This is a genomic window from Mycobacterium seoulense (assembly GCF_010731595.1).
Lineage (GTDB): Bacteria > Actinomycetota > Actinomycetes > Mycobacteriales > Mycobacteriaceae > Mycobacterium > Mycobacterium seoulense.
The window spans coordinates 1655303-1670511 of record NZ_AP022582.1; the positions used below are offsets into that span (position 1 = coordinate 1655303).

General features: G+C 65.4%; 21 protein-coding genes. 15 read left to right on the forward strand and 6 right to left on the reverse strand.

Annotation, left to right across the window (positions count from 1 at the left end; all coding sequences use genetic code 11):
- Positions 1-243 precede the first annotated feature (243 nt).
- The 8 genes from aceA to G6N37_RS26600 all read left to right on the forward strand — a co-directional run bounded on the left by aceA (position 244) and on the right by G6N37_RS26600 (position 7049).
- On the forward strand, positions 244-2532 hold the full coding sequence (gene aceA / locus G6N37_RS07545) for an isocitrate lyase ICL2 (RefSeq protein WP_163678119.1): 2289 nt from the start codon (positions 244-246) through the stop codon (positions 2530-2532).
- A 401-nt stretch (positions 2533-2933) separates the two neighbouring features.
- Positions 2934-3134 carry a hypothetical protein gene (locus G6N37_RS07550; RefSeq protein WP_163678120.1) on the forward strand — a complete coding sequence of 67 codons (201 nt, stop codon included), beginning with the start codon at positions 2934-2936 and terminating at the stop codon, positions 3132-3134.
- A gap of 147 nt (positions 3135-3281) precedes the next feature.
- Positions 3282-3644 (forward strand): hypothetical protein, encoded by a 363-nt coding sequence (locus G6N37_RS07555; protein ID WP_163678122.1) that lies wholly within the window; start codon positions 3282-3284, stop codon positions 3642-3644.
- 187 nt (positions 3645-3831) lie between these two features.
- Positions 3832-5004 carry an LLM class flavin-dependent oxidoreductase gene (locus tag G6N37_RS07560; protein WP_163678124.1) on the forward strand — a complete coding sequence of 391 codons (1173 nt, stop codon included), beginning with the start codon at positions 3832-3834 and terminating at the stop codon, positions 5002-5004.
- Positions 5005-5106: 102 nt separating this feature from the next.
- Positions 5107-5604, forward strand: a complete 498-nt coding sequence (locus G6N37_RS07565) for a hypothetical protein (protein WP_163678126.1) — start codon at positions 5107-5109, stop codon at positions 5602-5604.
- A gap of 80 nt (positions 5605-5684) precedes the next feature.
- Positions 5685-6098: a hypothetical protein gene (locus G6N37_RS07570; protein ID WP_163678128.1), complete on the forward strand. Its 414-nt coding sequence runs from the start codon at positions 5685-5687 to the stop codon at positions 6096-6098.
- 137 nt (positions 6099-6235) lie between these two features.
- A complete protein-coding gene (locus G6N37_RS07575; protein ID WP_163678130.1) occupies positions 6236-6694 on the forward strand; it encodes a helix-turn-helix domain-containing protein in 459 nt (152 codons plus the stop codon).
- A 16-nt stretch (positions 6695-6710) separates the two neighbouring features.
- Positions 6711-7049, forward strand: coding sequence for an excalibur calcium-binding domain-containing protein (locus tag G6N37_RS26600; protein WP_276066113.1), 339 nt, complete (start codon positions 6711-6713; stop codon positions 7047-7049).
- A gap of 33 nt (positions 7050-7082) precedes the next feature.
- Here the strand turns inward: G6N37_RS26600 and G6N37_RS07585 are convergent, their stop codons facing one another.
- Complete coding sequence (locus tag G6N37_RS07585; RefSeq protein ID WP_163678136.1) at positions 7083-7442, reverse strand: hypothetical protein; 360 nt, start codon at positions 7440-7442, stop codon at positions 7083-7085.
- Between the two features lie 334 nt (positions 7443-7776).
- Positions 7777-8358, reverse strand: coding sequence for a tyrosine-type recombinase/integrase (locus G6N37_RS07590; protein WP_179961885.1), 582 nt, complete (start codon positions 8356-8358; stop codon positions 7777-7779).
- Between the two features lie 87 nt (positions 8359-8445).
- Between G6N37_RS07590 and G6N37_RS07595 the strand changes: the two genes are divergently transcribed.
- From G6N37_RS07595 to G6N37_RS07625, 7 genes are all read left to right on the forward strand, one after another.
- Complete coding sequence (locus G6N37_RS07595) at positions 8446-9384, forward strand: AAA family ATPase (protein WP_232075346.1); 939 nt, start codon at positions 8446-8448, stop codon at positions 9382-9384.
- 169 nt (positions 9385-9553) lie between these two features.
- The gene (locus G6N37_RS07600; RefSeq protein ID WP_163678138.1) at positions 9554-9775 is read left to right on the forward strand and encodes a hypothetical protein; all 222 of its coding nucleotides are present in this window, start codon (positions 9554-9556) and stop codon (positions 9773-9775) included.
- Positions 9772-9960 carry a hypothetical protein gene (locus G6N37_RS07605; RefSeq protein ID WP_163678141.1) on the forward strand — a complete coding sequence of 63 codons (189 nt, stop codon included), beginning with the start codon at positions 9772-9774 and terminating at the stop codon, positions 9958-9960. Before G6N37_RS07600 ends, G6N37_RS07605 begins: the two co-directional genes overlap by 4 nt.
- Complete coding sequence (locus G6N37_RS07610) at positions 9957-10175, forward strand: hypothetical protein (protein ID WP_163678144.1); 219 nt, start codon at positions 9957-9959, stop codon at positions 10173-10175. Before G6N37_RS07605 ends, G6N37_RS07610 begins: the two co-directional genes overlap by 4 nt.
- Positions 10176-10367: 192 nt before the next feature.
- A complete protein-coding gene (locus tag G6N37_RS07615) occupies positions 10368-10577 on the forward strand; it encodes a hypothetical protein (protein ID WP_163678147.1) in 210 nt (69 codons plus the stop codon).
- Positions 10578-10836: 259 nt separating this feature from the next.
- Positions 10837-11268, forward strand: a complete 432-nt coding sequence (locus tag G6N37_RS07620; protein WP_163678150.1) for a hypothetical protein — start codon at positions 10837-10839, stop codon at positions 11266-11268.
- Between the two features lie 2 nt (positions 11269-11270).
- A complete protein-coding gene (locus G6N37_RS07625; protein ID WP_163678153.1) occupies positions 11271-11609 on the forward strand; it encodes a UBA domain-containing protein in 339 nt (112 codons plus the stop codon).
- A 489-nt stretch (positions 11610-12098) separates the two neighbouring features.
- Here G6N37_RS07625 and G6N37_RS07630 read toward each other — a convergent pair whose 3' ends face one another.
- The 4 genes from G6N37_RS07630 to G6N37_RS07645 all read right to left on the reverse strand — a co-directional run bounded on the left by G6N37_RS07630 (position 12099) and on the right by G6N37_RS07645 (position 15156).
- Complete coding sequence (locus G6N37_RS07630) at positions 12099-13271, reverse strand: hypothetical protein (protein ID WP_163678156.1); 1173 nt, start codon at positions 13269-13271, stop codon at positions 12099-12101.
- Positions 13255-13587, reverse strand: a complete 333-nt coding sequence (locus G6N37_RS07635; protein ID WP_163678159.1) for a hypothetical protein — start codon at positions 13585-13587, stop codon at positions 13255-13257. Before G6N37_RS07635 ends, G6N37_RS07630 begins: the two co-directional genes overlap by 17 nt.
- Positions 13588-13720: 133 nt before the next feature.
- Complete coding sequence (locus G6N37_RS07640; protein ID WP_163678163.1) at positions 13721-14257, reverse strand: hypothetical protein; 537 nt, start codon at positions 14255-14257, stop codon at positions 13721-13723.
- Positions 14254-15156 carry a tyrosine-type recombinase/integrase gene (locus tag G6N37_RS07645; RefSeq protein WP_163678177.1) on the reverse strand — a complete coding sequence of 301 codons (903 nt, stop codon included), beginning with the start codon at positions 15154-15156 and terminating at the stop codon, positions 14254-14256. The genes G6N37_RS07640 and G6N37_RS07645 overlap by 4 nt, the downstream gene beginning before the upstream one ends.
- Between the last annotated feature and the right edge of the window lie 53 nt (positions 15157-15209).

The following is a 15209-nucleotide window of genomic DNA, read 5'->3' on the forward strand; positions in this document are numbered from 1 at the left end:
GGTATCGTTGAAAGGTGTTGCGTTTCAAAGACTTATCATCGGCCCAGAATGGTCCGAGCCGGTTATGGTCGTTCGGGCGATACCGATGGTCTTGTGTGCCCACCGGCTTCAACGGCCGGAACGCGCCGGAGTAGGGCATGCGGCAATAGTTTTGGCATAGGTCTTTTGACCCCTGATTGAACCGTCATCCCCGGGGATAGACTCACGTCCAAGGGAATCGTGCCGAAAAGGGAGCGTAAGGCCATGGCCATCATTGACTCGGACGTCGAGGTCCGAACTTCGTTCGAAGACGAGCTGGCTGCCACGCAGCGCTACATGGACGGCCCGCGCTTCGCCGGCATCACCCGCCTCTACACCGCGCGCCAGGTAGTGGAGCAACGCGGCACCATCCCCACCGACTACCCGGTGGCGCGCAACGCGGCGACGGCCTTCTACGACCGGCTGCGCGAACTGTTCGCCGCCAAGAAGAGCATCACCACGTTCGGGCCCTACTCGCCGGGCCAGGCGGTGGCCATGAAACGGATGGGCATCGAGGGCATCTACCTCGGCGGCTGGGCAACCTCGGCCAAGGGCTCCACCACCGAAGACCCCGGCCCCGACCTCGCGAGCTACCCCCTGAGCCAGGTGCCCGACGACGCCGCGGTACTCGTCCGCGCCCTGCTCACCGCCGACCGCAACCAGCAGTACCAGCGGCTGAACATGAGCGAGCGCCAGCGCGCCACCACACCGGCCTACGACTACCGCCCGTTCATCATTGCCGACGCGGACACCGGCCACGGCGGCGATCCGCACGTGCGCAACCTGATCCGCCGCTTCGTGGAGGTCGGTGTGGCCGGATACCACATCGAGGACCAGCGCCCGGGCACCAAGAAGTGCGGTCACCAGGGCGGCAAGGTGCTGGTGCCGTCGGACGAACAGATCAAGCGACTCAACGCGGCCCGCTTCCAGCTGGACATCATGCGGGTGCCAGGCATCATCGTCGCCCGCACCGACGCCGAGGCGGCCAACCTGATCGACAGCCGCGCAGACGAACGGGACCAGCCGTTCCTGCTCGGCGCCACCAACCTCAACATCCCTTCGTACAAGGCGTGTTTCCTGGCGCTGGTCCGGCGCTTCTACGAGCTGGGCGTCAAGGAGCTCAACGGTCACCTGCTCTACGCTCTCGCCGACTCGGAGTACGCAGCCGCGACGGCCTGGCTCGAGCGCCAGGGCATCCAGGGGCTGATCTCCGAAGCGGTGAACGCCCGGCGGGAGGACGGACGAGACTCCATCGACGACCTCTTCGACCAGGTCGAATCGCGATTCGTGGCGGCGTGGGAGGACGACGCCGGGCTGATGACCTACAGCGAGGCCGTGGCGGAGGTACTCGCCTTCGGCGAGAGCGAAGACGAGCCGCCGAGCATGACCCCTGACGAGTGGCGCCAGTTCGCGGCGCGCGCGTCGCTCTACACGGCCCGGGAGAAGGCGAAGGAATTGGGCGTCGATCCGCCGTGGGACCCGGAGCTGTCGAAGACCCCCGAGGGCTACTACCAGATCCGCGGCGGCATTCCGTACGCGATCGCCAAGTCGCTGGCGGCCGCGCCGTTCGCCGACATCCTCTGGATGGAGACGAAGACCGCCGATCTCGCCGACGCGCGCCAGTTCGCCGACGCGATCCACGCCGAATTCCCCGAGCAGATGCTGGCCTACAACCTCTCCCCGTCGTTCAACTGGGACACCACCGGTATGACCGACGAGGAGATGAAGCGTTTCCCGGAGGAGCTGGGCAAGATGGGCTTCGTCTTCAACTTCATCACCTACGGCGGTCACCAGATCGACGGCGTCGCCGCCGAGGAGTTCGCCACGTCGCTGCAGCAGGACGGCATGCTGGCGCTGGCTCGGCTGCAGCGGAAAATGCGCCTGGTCGAGTCCCCGTACCGGACGCCGCAGACGCTGGTCGGCGGGCCACGCAGCGACGCTGCACTGCAGGCGTCCTCCGGGCGCACGGCGACCACCAAGGCGATGGGCAAGGGCTCGACCCAGCATCAGCACCTTGCGCAGACCGAGGTGCCCAAGAAACTGCTGGAGGAGTGGCTGACGCTGTGGAGCGAGCACTACCAGCTCGGCGAGAAGCTGCGGGTGCAGCTGCGGCCCCGCCGCGCCGGTTCCGACGTTCTGGAGCTTGGGATCTACGGCAATGGCGACGAGCAGCTGGCCAACGTCGTCGTCGATCCCATCAAGGACCGGCACGGCCGCAGCATCCTGCAGGTCCGTGACCAGAACACCTTTGCCGAGAAACTGCGCCAGAAGCGGCTGATGACCCTGATCCACCTCTGGCTGGTGCACCGGTTCAAGGCCGACGCGGTGTATTACGTGACGCCGACCGAGGACAACCTCTATCAGACCGAGAAGATGAAGTCCCACGGGATCTTCAGCGAGGTCTACCAGGAGGTCGGCGAGATCATCGTCGCCGAGGTGAACAAACCACGCATCGCCGCGCTGCTGACACCCGATCGGGTGGCGCTGCGAAAGCTGATCACCAAGGACGATTAGCTGTACCGCTCCACTCGTTGAGACGCGCGAAGCCGTTGGACGGCAACGCCATCCGGCCCGGCCGCCCACCGGGCCGGACGAGCTGTCCAATTTACGAATAAGAAAATTTCTTATCGCCCGGTTCGTACGTTTCCGCATGACAACAATTGTCAGCGGATACGATTTGGCTCACCGATGGCCCATTAGCCCGAGATGGGCCATCGGCCCCCAACGCGTTTGACGCCCTCGCGTTTCCGTTCGCACCAGCACCTGAACCAGCCCGGATTGCGGTCGATGCCGCAGGCTTGGGTGCGGCATCTTCGCGACCGCAAAATGTGTCTGTTGCAACAGTTGCACAGGTGTAGAATCACCGTATGGATGCGCGCCACCCCCGGACGCGCGGTGACAGAAAGGAGCGACCGATGAGGGCGCAGATGAAGACAGCGGTGGCAGTGTTCGGCGGGATCTCCGCGGTGGCCTTGGCGCTCGGATTCGGTGGCAGCGGTGCCGGCCCGGCGGCGACCGCGACGCACTCGTCATCCAGCCCCGCCGCGACGGTGGCGACCCCCGCAACCACCCATGCGGCCATACTGGCCGGCTGCGTGTCGGGTCTCGACTGCTAGCTCCACCGTTGTCCCGATGGCCCATCCCCGTGATGGGCCATCGGCGTTTTCGTGGACGGGAGTCCCGCGTCGAAACTCGTTTGCCGCGACTCCTGCCGGGGTAAGGAGAAGTGGACCACGCGGTGCACGTGGGGATTGGGGACTCCGATGAGATCTGCAGCAAGGACCTCGGTCGCGCTCTTCGGCGGCGCGGCCATGCTCGTGCTGGCGGTCGGGTGTGGCGGCGGCAATAAGGGGCCGAGCAGCACCACCACGCCGACGACGACGCCCTCGTCGAGCGTCGCACCATCGACGCCCGGTGGCGGCGGCGGAACCCCGGGCGGCCCCACGGGCGGTGGCGGACCCGGCGGCGGTGGCGGACCCGGCGGCGGTGGCGGCGGCGTCCCCGGCGGCCCGACCGGCGGTGGCGGACCCGGCGGCGGTGGCGGCACCATCCCCGGTGTCGGCGGTGGCGGCGGCGGCCCGGGTGGCGGCGGCGGTTGCGTCGGCAACGTCTGCGGCGGCTACTGACATCCGCGCGCTGAGCCGGCCGTAACACGCGAATCGAAAAAAACTTGCTCCCTAGTCGGCGGGGCTGGGATCACCCGGCCCCGCCGGCTGAAAACTCCACGCTCACCGAGCGTTCTGGCGTGACGGCCTAGGCCGAACACCGCATTCGAGTTATGGTTCTGCCCAACTCGAATGCAAGGGGACTTCGATGGCGAAGCTCAGGTTTGGATACTTCATCGCCCCGTTCCACCGGGCGGGCACGAACCCGACGCTCGCATTGCAGCGCGACCTCCAGTTCATCGAGCACCTCGACACCCTCGGCTTCGACGAAGTGTGGTTGGGCGAACACCACTCCGCCGGCAGCGAGATCATCAGCTCGCCGGAGATCTTCATCGCCGCCGCGGCCGAACGCGCCAAGCGGATTCGCTTTGGCACCGGGGTCATTTCGCTCTCCTATCACAACCCGCTCTGGGTCGCCGACCGCCTGATGCTGCTCGATCACCTGACCCATGGCCGCATCATCGGCGGTGTGGGGCCGGGTTCGCTGCCCAGCGACTCGTCCATGATCGGACTCACCCCCACGGACACACGTGAGCTGCTCGAAACGAATCTCGACATCGTCGTCCGGCTCCTGGCGGGGGAGACGGTGAGCGCCAAGACGGCCACGCATCAGTTGTTCGACGCCAAGCTGCAGCTTGCCCCGTACTCGGACGGCGGGATCCCCCTGTCGGTCGCCGCGGTCGCATCGCCGACTGGTGCGCGGCTGGCGGGCAAGCATGGCATCGGCCTGCTGTCGATCGGGGCGACGTTGACCGTCGAGGGTTTCAACGCGCTCTCCTATCACTGGGGCATCGTCGAGGAGCGGGCGGCGACCTTCGGCACACAGGTTGACCGCAAGCACTGGAGCCTGGTCGGCCTGTTCCACCTCGCCGAGACCGAAAAGCAGGCCCGAGAAGAGGTCAAGTTCGGCATCGAGCCATGGTTCCGCTATTTCCAGAAAGTCGCCGCCTTCCCGCAGATGACGATGCCGGGCGAGCAGCTCGACGAGATGATCGACGTCATCAACGACAACGGGGCGGGCGTGATCGGCACGCCCGAGCGGGCGCGGGAACAGGTGCAGCGGCTGTGGGATCAGTCCGGCGGGTTCGGCTGCATGCTGCAGATGGGCCACGAGTGGGCCAACCCGGCCGCCACCAGACGGTCCGCCGAATTGTTTGCCGCCGAAGTGATGCCGCATTTCCAGGGTCAAGCGCGGCCGACGCTGGATGCCGCCGCGCGGGCCGGGCAGGCAAGGGAGAGCCTCGCGCAATCTCAGCTGGACGCCGTGGCGCACATGACGAAGAAGTACGAAGCGGAGAAACGTCCTACTAACACCGTTTGACCTGGTGTTTTAAGGAGCGTCCTGCGTAAATATCCTTACGCAACGCAGACCCGCAGCAAACAAACTTAGCCCTCTGACAAGTCAGAGGAGTGCATCGTAACCGTGTCCACCGACAACACCGCGACCTGCTGGCGTGACATCGCCGACCAGCTCACACCCCAACAGGTCGCACGATTCGACCGCCAAGAAACCATGGCGATGCGATCACTCGAGAAATGGCGGCAACCCGAATACGGCGGGTGGGCGCCAGAATCCGCCGAGGACATCGCCCGCGGGTTTCTGGCCGAGGCCCGCTGGGAGGCTGCGCAGAACCTCACCGACACGATGATCAACATCCCCGTCCCGGCCGGCGTGCGCGAGGTCGAGCATTGGGAAGCCGACGACACGGGCACCTGGACCCGCCAGGTCCACGGCACAGAACGCACCCTCGCAGGGTTTGACGCCGCGATCTACCTCGAAGGCATCCAGCACCGGGACAGCACCGTCACCTGGTCGCTGTACGCCCACGTCGAGGACTCGGAGGCGATGACTTCCGGGCAGGTGCGCCAACTAGCCGCGCATTTAGTCGAGGCGGCCGACGAGTTGGACCGGCTGCAATGAGCGACACGGATGGGGTGAGTTCGGCTCAGGGTAAGGATGTCGCTCAGGGCGACGCCCTTCGCAGGTCAGATACTCCGCACTTGGCCGGGGGTAACGACGGTGGGGCGCGCCAGACGCACCCCGACTTGCAGGCGTTGAAGAATGCGCAGTCCCGCGCCCGCCGTGTCGGCCTGTTCCTGTCCAAACAAGGCACCACATACACACTTCTCCGGGGAACCGGAGAAGTGATCGCCACCGGGAACCTACCATCCGTGCTGGCCCACATCCCCGACCGCCGCCGATACGCCCACCAAAGCCAACCCCGACCGCAATGGCAACAGATCATCGACGACTACCTGCTCACCCTCGCCGCCGCCGGCAAACCGAACACGACCATCACCTTGCGGCGCATCCAACTATCGAAGATGGGCCGCGAAATCGGCGGCACACCAACCGAACTGACCGCCGACGAGGATTCGGTTTCGCCGATGACGACGTTTTCGCGGCCGTCGTAGAGGAACCGGATGCCGTCTGATCGGGCGAGTCCGACTGTTTGTTGGGGTGGTTGGACTTCGCCGCGTAGGTAGGGGCCGAGGTCGACGGGTTCCCAGGTGGTCGGTTCGTGTTCGGTGTCGGAGGATTCTTGTGATTTGTGGCCGTCCCCTGCGCCGATGTGCTCATCGTCGGGTGGGGGTTCGTCGGGTCCGGGGTCATCGGCAAGGTCATGTCTCGCAATTTGTACAACTCTGCTTTTAATTACAACTCTGGAATAAAAGGGGACGATTACTACGCGCATGAGTTTTCCGCGCTTGACCTCGAACTCGACCGTGCAGAGCGCCGCGAAATCGTGGTGTCGCTGCGTGAGTCGGGGATGAGCCTGCGCGCCATCGCAGCAGCGACAGGAGTCAGCCATCAGACCGCCATCCGCGACTTAGCAGGTGGTCCGCAATCACCAGAAAATGGACCACCTGATGGAGTGATTGATGTTGACGCGGAGGATGATTCCGGCGACTGGTACTGCGAAGGCGGCGGCCACGACGCCAACGCAGCAACCCCCTCTGAACAAGTTGGCAGGAATTCCGGTAATTTGCCTGATTTTTTGGGGCGGTAGCGAGACGATGCGGGGCATGTCCCGCATCCGACACCTCATGCGGCGACTGGCTCTTAGTGAGGCGGCGCGCGGCCGGCTGGCGCGTGTGGTCGCCGAAGTGTTGGTTGCGGTCATCGTGGTCTGCGTGGTGATCGTCATCTTGGCCTTGTTGAAACAGGGTCCGTCTAACACGCGGCCCACCTATCCGAGCACTCACTTCAGCACTACGACCAGCCGGCCCGTGGTCTATTACAAGAACTGCGCTGAGGCTCACGCTGATGGTCGTTGGAACATTCCCGAGGGGGATCCGGCTTACCGGCCGGGGTTGGATAAGGACCACAACGGTGTGGCGTGTGAGTCCCGCGAGCCGAACTGAGCAACCCCGGCCCCTTGGGGGCGGGTGTGTCGATTATTCGTGCCAGCGGACCCTCCGGCCGGTGCGTGCCGCCCAGGCTTCGACGGCGGCGCGGGGGTCGCCGTCGTGCTGCACCCATCGGACCCTGTAGCCGTTGCGGGCGGCCCACTGCTCCACGTCGTCCATTTCGCCGCGGTAGTGGCGGGCGGCGGCGGCCACTGACTCCGGGGTGATGTGGCCCGCGGCGGCGGTGACGTCCTCGATCGCGCCGCCGGACCGGGCCCCTGGGGGCTGAACCGCTGACTCTAGCGCCCCGATCAGGCCGCTTTTGCCGGGTGGGGCAACTTGGAATCCTGTGCCGTGTCCTGCTGGCGGTGTGATGCCGCCGATCGGGGTTGTGCCGGCTCCTGACACTGTCGGCCCGAAGGATGCCTTCGGGAGGGGTACGGGTGCCGGGCGGGCCGGCTGGTGCTGCTGGCGGGGGCGGGGTGTGCGCGGCGAGGGCCGTTCAGGTTCGGGGGGTTGGGGTTCATCCGGGCCGGTCATGGTCTCATTATGACTTGGCAACTGCGCAAAATTACGCAGTTGACGAACCTGTGCACGGCAACTGCACGTCGCCGTTCGGTCTGCGGCCGGCGAACACGAACAAGATCACACGTGTTGACATCAGAAGATCGCCGGCAGACTTGAGCGGTTGCCCCAACCAGCGTGAAAAGTGGCGAAAATTCGTCACTTTTTTCTTTTTTTCTCAGATCGCGTCGTCGAGGGCGGCTGTCATCGCCGCCCGCAGCTCCTCATCGTCGACAGCGGTGTAACGCTGCGTGGTGCCGAGGTTTTCGTGCCCCAACAGGATCTGCACGGCCCGCAGGTTGCGGGTGCCTCGATAGGCGCGGCTAGCGAAACGATGTCTGAGCTGGTGCATGGTCCAGCCGCGGGGCAGGACCTCGCGCACCAGGTAGCCGACCCAGGGGGCGGTCAGATGGTCGGTGCCCTTGTTGTTGGGGAACAGCCAGCCGCCCGCCGCGCGGATTGTCGGGTCTTGCAGACGATCTCGGATCGCATCAGCCAGCGAGTCGGACAGCGGGACGACGCGCTGCTTGTTGCCCTTGCCGTGCACCAGCAGCTGCGTCCCGTCGACGCCGTCGATGAGGTCGCGGGCGTGGACTTGGGCGACCTCAGCCCGCCTTAGGCCGCATTCGGCGGCCAGGCGTAGCACGAGTTTCAGGCGTGGATCGGCGGCCAGCAGCGCTTCCCGCCACACCCGATCCGGGGTCGGGCGGGGCGCCCCGCGCTGTTCCCGCACGGAGGGCAGCTCGTCAGCCAAATGCACGGGCATCCGTTTCGTGCGGTAGGCCCACCGCAGAAAACCTCGGATTGTGGCCCGATACGAGCGGCGGGTTTCGATCGCCCAGTCGTCGTGGTTGCCGAACCAGGCCACCAGCTAGGCAAAACCTGGTTCGCCCTCGGCTGCGTCGCCCGCGAACTCCGCATGGGCCACCACGTCCTCTACATCCACTACGAGGAAGCCGACGCCGCCTCCACCATCGAACGACTACGACTCCTCGGCGTACCGGACACAGACATCGAAACCGGGCTGCGGTTCGTCGCCCCCAACCGGCCACCCCATACCGAATGGCTGTGCGCGCTCCTCCAGCCCACCCCCACGCTCGTCGTCCACGACGGCATCAACGAAGCGTTTACACTGCTCGGCGCCGAGATCAAAGACGTCGACGGGGCGTCGGAATTCCGGCGCCGCCTCATCCGCCCCTGCACCAAAGCCGGCGCCACCACACTCGGCTGCGACCACATGCCCATGATGCGCGACCACGCCCGCCGCGACGCCTACGGCAGCGTGCACAAGGGCAACGCGCTCGACGGTGCCCGCATTCTGCTGGAGAACATCGAACCGTTCGGCCGGAACATGCGCGGGGCGTCCTCGGTGTACGTCACCAAAGACCGGCCCGGCCGGCTCCGCGCGCACGGCAACCCCACCAAGACACCCGGAAAAACATTCATGGGTGTGCTCGTCGTCGACGACATGACCGGCGGGCCCGACTTCCTGCTCGAGCTGTACGCCCCGAAAGACGAGCAGGACGACGCCCCCGCGGGGACCGTCACGCTCCCGGAGCTGGGCGACATTGTGCACCAGGTGATCGCGGCGCTACCCAATCACACGGTGGACTCGCTGCGGAAGCTATATGCGGCGATGCGGCAGGCAGATCAACCGTTCCGCGAAAACTCGATCAAGATGGCCGTCGATGACCTGGTGATTGCCGGCCGTCTGAATGAAGTGCGCGGGAAGCGCGGAGCTACCGGCTATCAGGCCGTTACGACTGCTGCCGGGGAGAATTTCTAATGAGAGTTTGCTACCGACTTCGGCTCGGACCGCTGCCCGTGGTTTGCGCCTATCGGCGCAAGCCTACCACGGCAGCAGATCCATCCGTTTGCACGACTGCTGCCCGGCAGCAGTGGGCAGCAGTGGGCAGCAGTCAGACCTGCGGGAAAAAATTGTTAGAAGACACGCCATGACGGTCGGCATCCCTACTCAATGCGTCGGCTGCGGCGCCCCCCTGCACGCGCACAACCTCACCAAGTTGTGCGCCGAATGCAAGCTGATTGCCCGTAATCGGCGCCTGTCCGGCCAGCCCGCAGACACCGCCAACCCGGTCACCCACACCGAGGCGGTCGCCAACGTCACCACGGTGCTCGGCGGCCGCATCATCCACGAAGGAGAACAACTCACATGACTGTCCCCGTCGCGGAGGTCATCGCCGAACGCCGCTACGGCGGCGTCCCCACCGTCCGCGTCCTATGCCCGCTGTGCGGACGCACCCATCTGCATCCGCAGCCCACCGACCCCCCCACACCCGTCGCCGCGCACTGCGGCGGCGGCCTCTACACCCTCGCAACCGAAAGGAAACCCCAACCATGACCGACACCACCCGCGCCGCCATTGAGCCGGTAGCCGTCGACGCCTTCGGCGACCCGGTCGTCGTCACCACCAACGCAGAACGGCTCATCCAATTACGCACCGGAGCCGCCACATCAGCCACCTACCTCAACCCCGGTGACGCGCTGGCGTTGGCCGACGCCCTACGCACGGCCGCGCATGGGGTGCTCGCCGCACGCGAGGCGGCGAACCGATGATCGACCTTCCGCCGCATTGCCCCACCTGCAACACCCCCACCGACACCCCGCGTGACCGCTGCAGCTGCGGCCGCGCCCACTGCTACGCCTGCGGCGAACTGCTGGAATGCGGCCGATTCACTGTTGCCCATAGGCCTATCTGAAACGTTTACATTGTTAACGTTTCCCCTCCACTGAAAAGGAAACCACCACATGACCGAACAGCCTCGCCGTTTGTGCTGCACCTGCTTTCGGGCCTACGTGCCACCAGGGATGTACAAATGCGGCGACTGCGATCCTGGCCGCGCCGTCCCCAACCGCGCGGCCAAATGCCCCACCCCGAACCCGTTAGACCTGACTGGTGACCTCGCCGGGCTCAACCTGGCCGACCTCGGTCTCACCGATCCGGAGATGCCCCAATGACCGCCCCGGTTCACTGCCGAGAATGCCGGCGCCGCATCGGGAAACGCGGCCACCTCTGGGCGTTCGGCGGCCACGCGCTGGGCCTATGCCAACACTGCACGACCACCAGCTGGTCGCGGCTACACGCCAAATACTTCCCCCACTGCCGCCAATCCCATACCCCGGCCGACCACAACGCCATGCTGGTCACCCCCGCCGGATACACCTATTTGCAAGCAAATCCAGCCACAATTAACCCAACGAGTAAGGAGACATCGTCGTGAACGAGTTGATCCCGCTGTCAGTGTTGGCGCTCGACACCGGCACCACCGCAGCCGAACTAGAGCGCCGCCACGCCGACAGAACGCTCCCCGACCACCTCGGCCGGGTTTGCGTAGACGCCGAGCTGGCGCGCGAACTGATCGCCGCCGAGCGGGCCCGTGTCGAGGGCCATGCACAGTACCGGCGGCAAGCCCGCCAAACCCAGCGCGAGAAGGTCGCCGCCACCCACCCACGCCGCCGCGTCAAGGCGATCACCGAACACCAGGCGCAGTTACGCGAGAAGGGCCTCATCGATGCCGACATGTCCGCGTTCGCGGTGATGGGCTCCGGTGACACCCAGGCCAGCTTGGACGGCTACGCCAGCAGGCGCATGGACGCCTGGCTGCGCGGTGAATCCACTGGCGGCCGCTACACCATCGGAAAGGACTAACCATGGAATCGTTTAGCGTTCACGCCCCGCCACCACCTCCCGGCGTCCTCGCCGCCATCGAAGATGACGAGCGGCACGCCCGGCAAGCCCTGGTGGAACGGGAGCTGCGCGCCATGCGGGCGCGCACCGAGACCCGCTCCTACGAGCGCGTCCACCCCACCCCTGCCATATACGAGCAGGCGCGCAGGTTGCTCGAGGAACACAACGGCGACTTCGAAGCCGCCCTAGCAGCTTGGATGCGTGAAAACGGTTGGGGCAACGGCAACGCCCACACCGACGAACGTGGCGGCAAACCCCCGATCGAGCACGGCCCACTGGGTCGCGTCCTGGGTGTGAGATGAGTTCGCCGCGCTGGCGTCGGGGGTCTGTCGTCATGGAGATTTCCAGGTCTTCTAAAAGTAACGCCGTGTTACCTTTTATATCGGGCAAATTATTCACCGTGTGAATAATTATTTCGGCGCTTCAGATTTTTTATTGCTATAACTATACAATGCTGACCTTGCCGGTCTTGACCTGCAGAGATGCGAAAAAATTAGCCTTTCAGGTGTCACAAATGTGACAGCTGAAGATGATCTAGGCGCCGAATCCACAACTTCTGCGATGCTCGCCCATGCATTTAATTCCATTATTGACATTGCAATGTAAGTGGGCAGCATGCGCGTTTTTAAGAATGAACTCGCTGTTGACCGGTTGCATTTAAAGAATGGCGAGGAATTCCTAGCTACATTAAATGCTAAATCAAATCGCAAAGCAGATCGAGACGCGCACTTAATTGCAAGAGGACTCTGGTAATTAAAATTATGATGACGCCGCTCAACGAATTAGCCTGCCTATGCAAGCTTCTGACCTGCGATTCTTAGCCAGCCACCACCGGTAGACCGGCAAGTTGGCCATTCTGGTTCGATGGTGATTCGGGCTTGCCGGTCGGCGCGGATCTTGTCCCAGCTGGTGCCCACGTCGTCGTCGTTGCGTTCGTCGAGCCGGCCGGCGAGGTCGGCCCGGGTGCGTACCGCCCAGCGGGTCTGCTCAAGGGTCAGGCCGGCGTCGGCGCAGGCGGCGACCACGCGGTAGGTGTCGGCTGATCGGTCCGGTGGGGTGGTGACCGTGGCCAGCGCGGTGGCCACCGCCCAGTGGCTGTCGAGGTCGAACGGCTCGCCGGGTTGTCCCGCTGCGGGCGGGTGCCCGGCGTGCCCGTTCGTGCCGGGCACGAGTGTGCTCGCGCGCCAGGGTTCTTGGCCGGGTTCGGGCAGGGTGACGCCGAGCTGGAAGGCCAGCGCGTGTTTGTCGTGGCGTGTACCGCTCGGTGTGACGAGCCAGCGCACCGGGGTGGGTTCACCGCCGGAGAGGGTGGCTTTCTGGCTGTATGTGCCGGGCGGGCGCAGTACGTCGTTGTCGCTGATTTTCGAGTCGGCGCAGCCGAGGTGGTCCCCGAGGGCGCGGGACAGGATGTCGTATTCGGTGACGGTGAGCGGTTCGGTCGTCTCGGCATAGACGTGGCCGTTGCCGGGTGTGCCGCTGCTGATGGCCCATCCGCCGATGGCGGTGACCTTGTCGGGGTTGAGGTGGCCGTGGTCGGCGTCGGCGTGGATGCGGGTGCGTTCCACGGCGGCGCCCTTGGCGCGGGTGCGGCCGCGCATCACCGAGGTGCACACGTACACGTCGGCGCCGGGCGCGGCCCGCAGCATGTGGTTCACGGCTTGATCGGCGTGCGCCGGGTAGTCGTAGGACGTTTGTTTCCAGTCCCGGTGCTTGTATTTCCCGTTGTCGCTCAGATAGGGGTCACGGCCCACGGCGATATGCAGGTAGCCGGGTGTGTCACCGAATAGGGCGGCGAGGAATTCCCGTAACTGGCGCTCGCGCGCCGCGTCGTCGTCGTGTTCGTGTCGCCCGTCGCCGTTAGACTGAGGGCGGCTACTGGTCTTAATGGGGGCTGGTGTGCTGGTGGTGTCGGGTCCCTCGGGAGTGGTGTCCCGGGGGCCGACTTCGTTAGGCGGTTCGCGCATCGCCGGTACCGCCGTCGAGTTGTTCGGCTTGGCGTGCCGCCTTGCGCTGTTGGGCGAGTTGTTCGCGTTGTTCTCTGCGTTCGCGGCGGGCTTTGGCTGACCGGAACGCCATCCGCTGCATATGTGCGCGGTACGCGCTGTCGGCCATCCTGGCCCGCAGGTCTTCGGGTAGTCCGGGATCGGTGGCGTTGTAGAACTTTTCCCAGTTGCCGCGGGCGGCGTGGGCGGCGCGCTGCGAGCGGTTGGCGGTGTTGGCCCAGCCGGTCAGGCCGGCGATGCGGGCGCGGAGTTTACGTTCGGCTGCGGTGAGCGGCATCTCGTCTCCATGACGGGATTGCCGACCCGTGAGGATCAGCACCTAATGCCGCGACACCCGCTGGTGTCGGGTCCGGGTCTCAACCGTTCTCGCCCGGCTCCAAGTCAGCCGACGTAGGACTGACAACTACATACTACGACAGGCGGGCCAAGATTTCGGCGTACAACGCGGGTTCCGCGATTCGCCGCTGCTCGGGGGAAAGGGTGTGAAGCCGCGCGATGCGCCCCCCAAGGGTCTCATCCGATGCGATCCGGTGGATTTTCGCAAGGTCAATGTGGTGGTGTTCCTTACTGACAAGTGCCTCAAAGATGATGACGAGTGTTATCGCCCGGACATCCACGCCCTGAGCGAGGGGCACAACACCGGGCAGCGGCTCTGACCGGCTGAGCAGTACCGGATAACCAAGGCTTTTGTCGTAGCGGATCTTCTCGGTCACCCGCTCCCAGTGCAGGCGGGTGTCGGGGTCCGCTTCGTCGTCGGCAACCAGGATGAAGGTGTGCTTTTTACGGCCGCGGCCGGTGGTGACCGTGATGAGGTAGTCCGGGGCGCGTTGCCCGCCGAGGCCCTCACCCCAGCGGGTTCTGGTCTTCGCGGTAGTTCGCTGCCGCCGCTCGTTGAGCGCTTCGTTAATTCCGAATTCTGAATTAGCCGCTTCATCGTGGTCGTTCACAGGTCGCCGAGCCGCAGTCGTTTGGCTTCGTCGGCGGCCCGCTCGGATGCGGTGGCCGCGGTGTAACGGTCGAGCATCTGGCGTTGCTTCCACCCGGCCATCGTCATCAGCCCGCCCTCCGAGCCGCCTGCGGCCAGCCAGCGCGACGCTGCGGTGTGCCTCAGCAGGTGCGGGTGAAAAGTGTCGAGGCCGACCAGGGCGGCGCGGCGCCGCAACGCCCGATACAGCGATGTGTACCCGAAAGACCCGGCCGCCCGGACAGGCAGCCACAGCGAGGGCCGCTCGGCGAGTTTGTGGGAGCGCCGCATCCGTATGTAGCGGTCGAGCACCGTGGCGGTTTGTGGCCCGAATGGCACCGGCCGGTCCCGGCCGCCCTTGCCGGAGCGGATGACCGCGCGCCCGTGCAGGGTGTCGACGTCGGCCACGGCCAGGGAGGCGCACTCGCCGGCCCTCATCCCGGTTTCGGCCATCAGCCGGCAGATGGCCTCGTCGCGGCGATCGGCGAAGCCGGGGCCCTGACAGGCTTTGATCAGGTCGCGCAGCTCGGCCTCGGTGAGCGGGTCGGTGATCTTGACGGCCAGCTTCGGCGGGGACATGCCCAGCAGCCGGTCCGCCTCGATCTCGCCCTCGGCGGTCAGCCAATGCGAGAACCGGCGCAACGCGAGATAGCGGGCCCGCACCGTGGCCGCCTGGGCGCCGTCGTCGAATAACGCCGCGAGGAAGCCCTGCACCGTGGGCTTGCTCAACTCCGGGGCGGTACCGGTGCGCTCACACCAGCGCAGGAACTGACGGACGCCCTCGCGGTACTGGGCGAGGGTGTGGCGCGACTTGCGCTCCGAGCGCAGCGCGACCTCCCAGGACGGCAACAACTCAGCTAATAAATTCGGAGTTTGGGGCACAAGCAGTTATCTTACTTGCGGGCCACATACAAGACCAGTATTCTGCGGTTGAC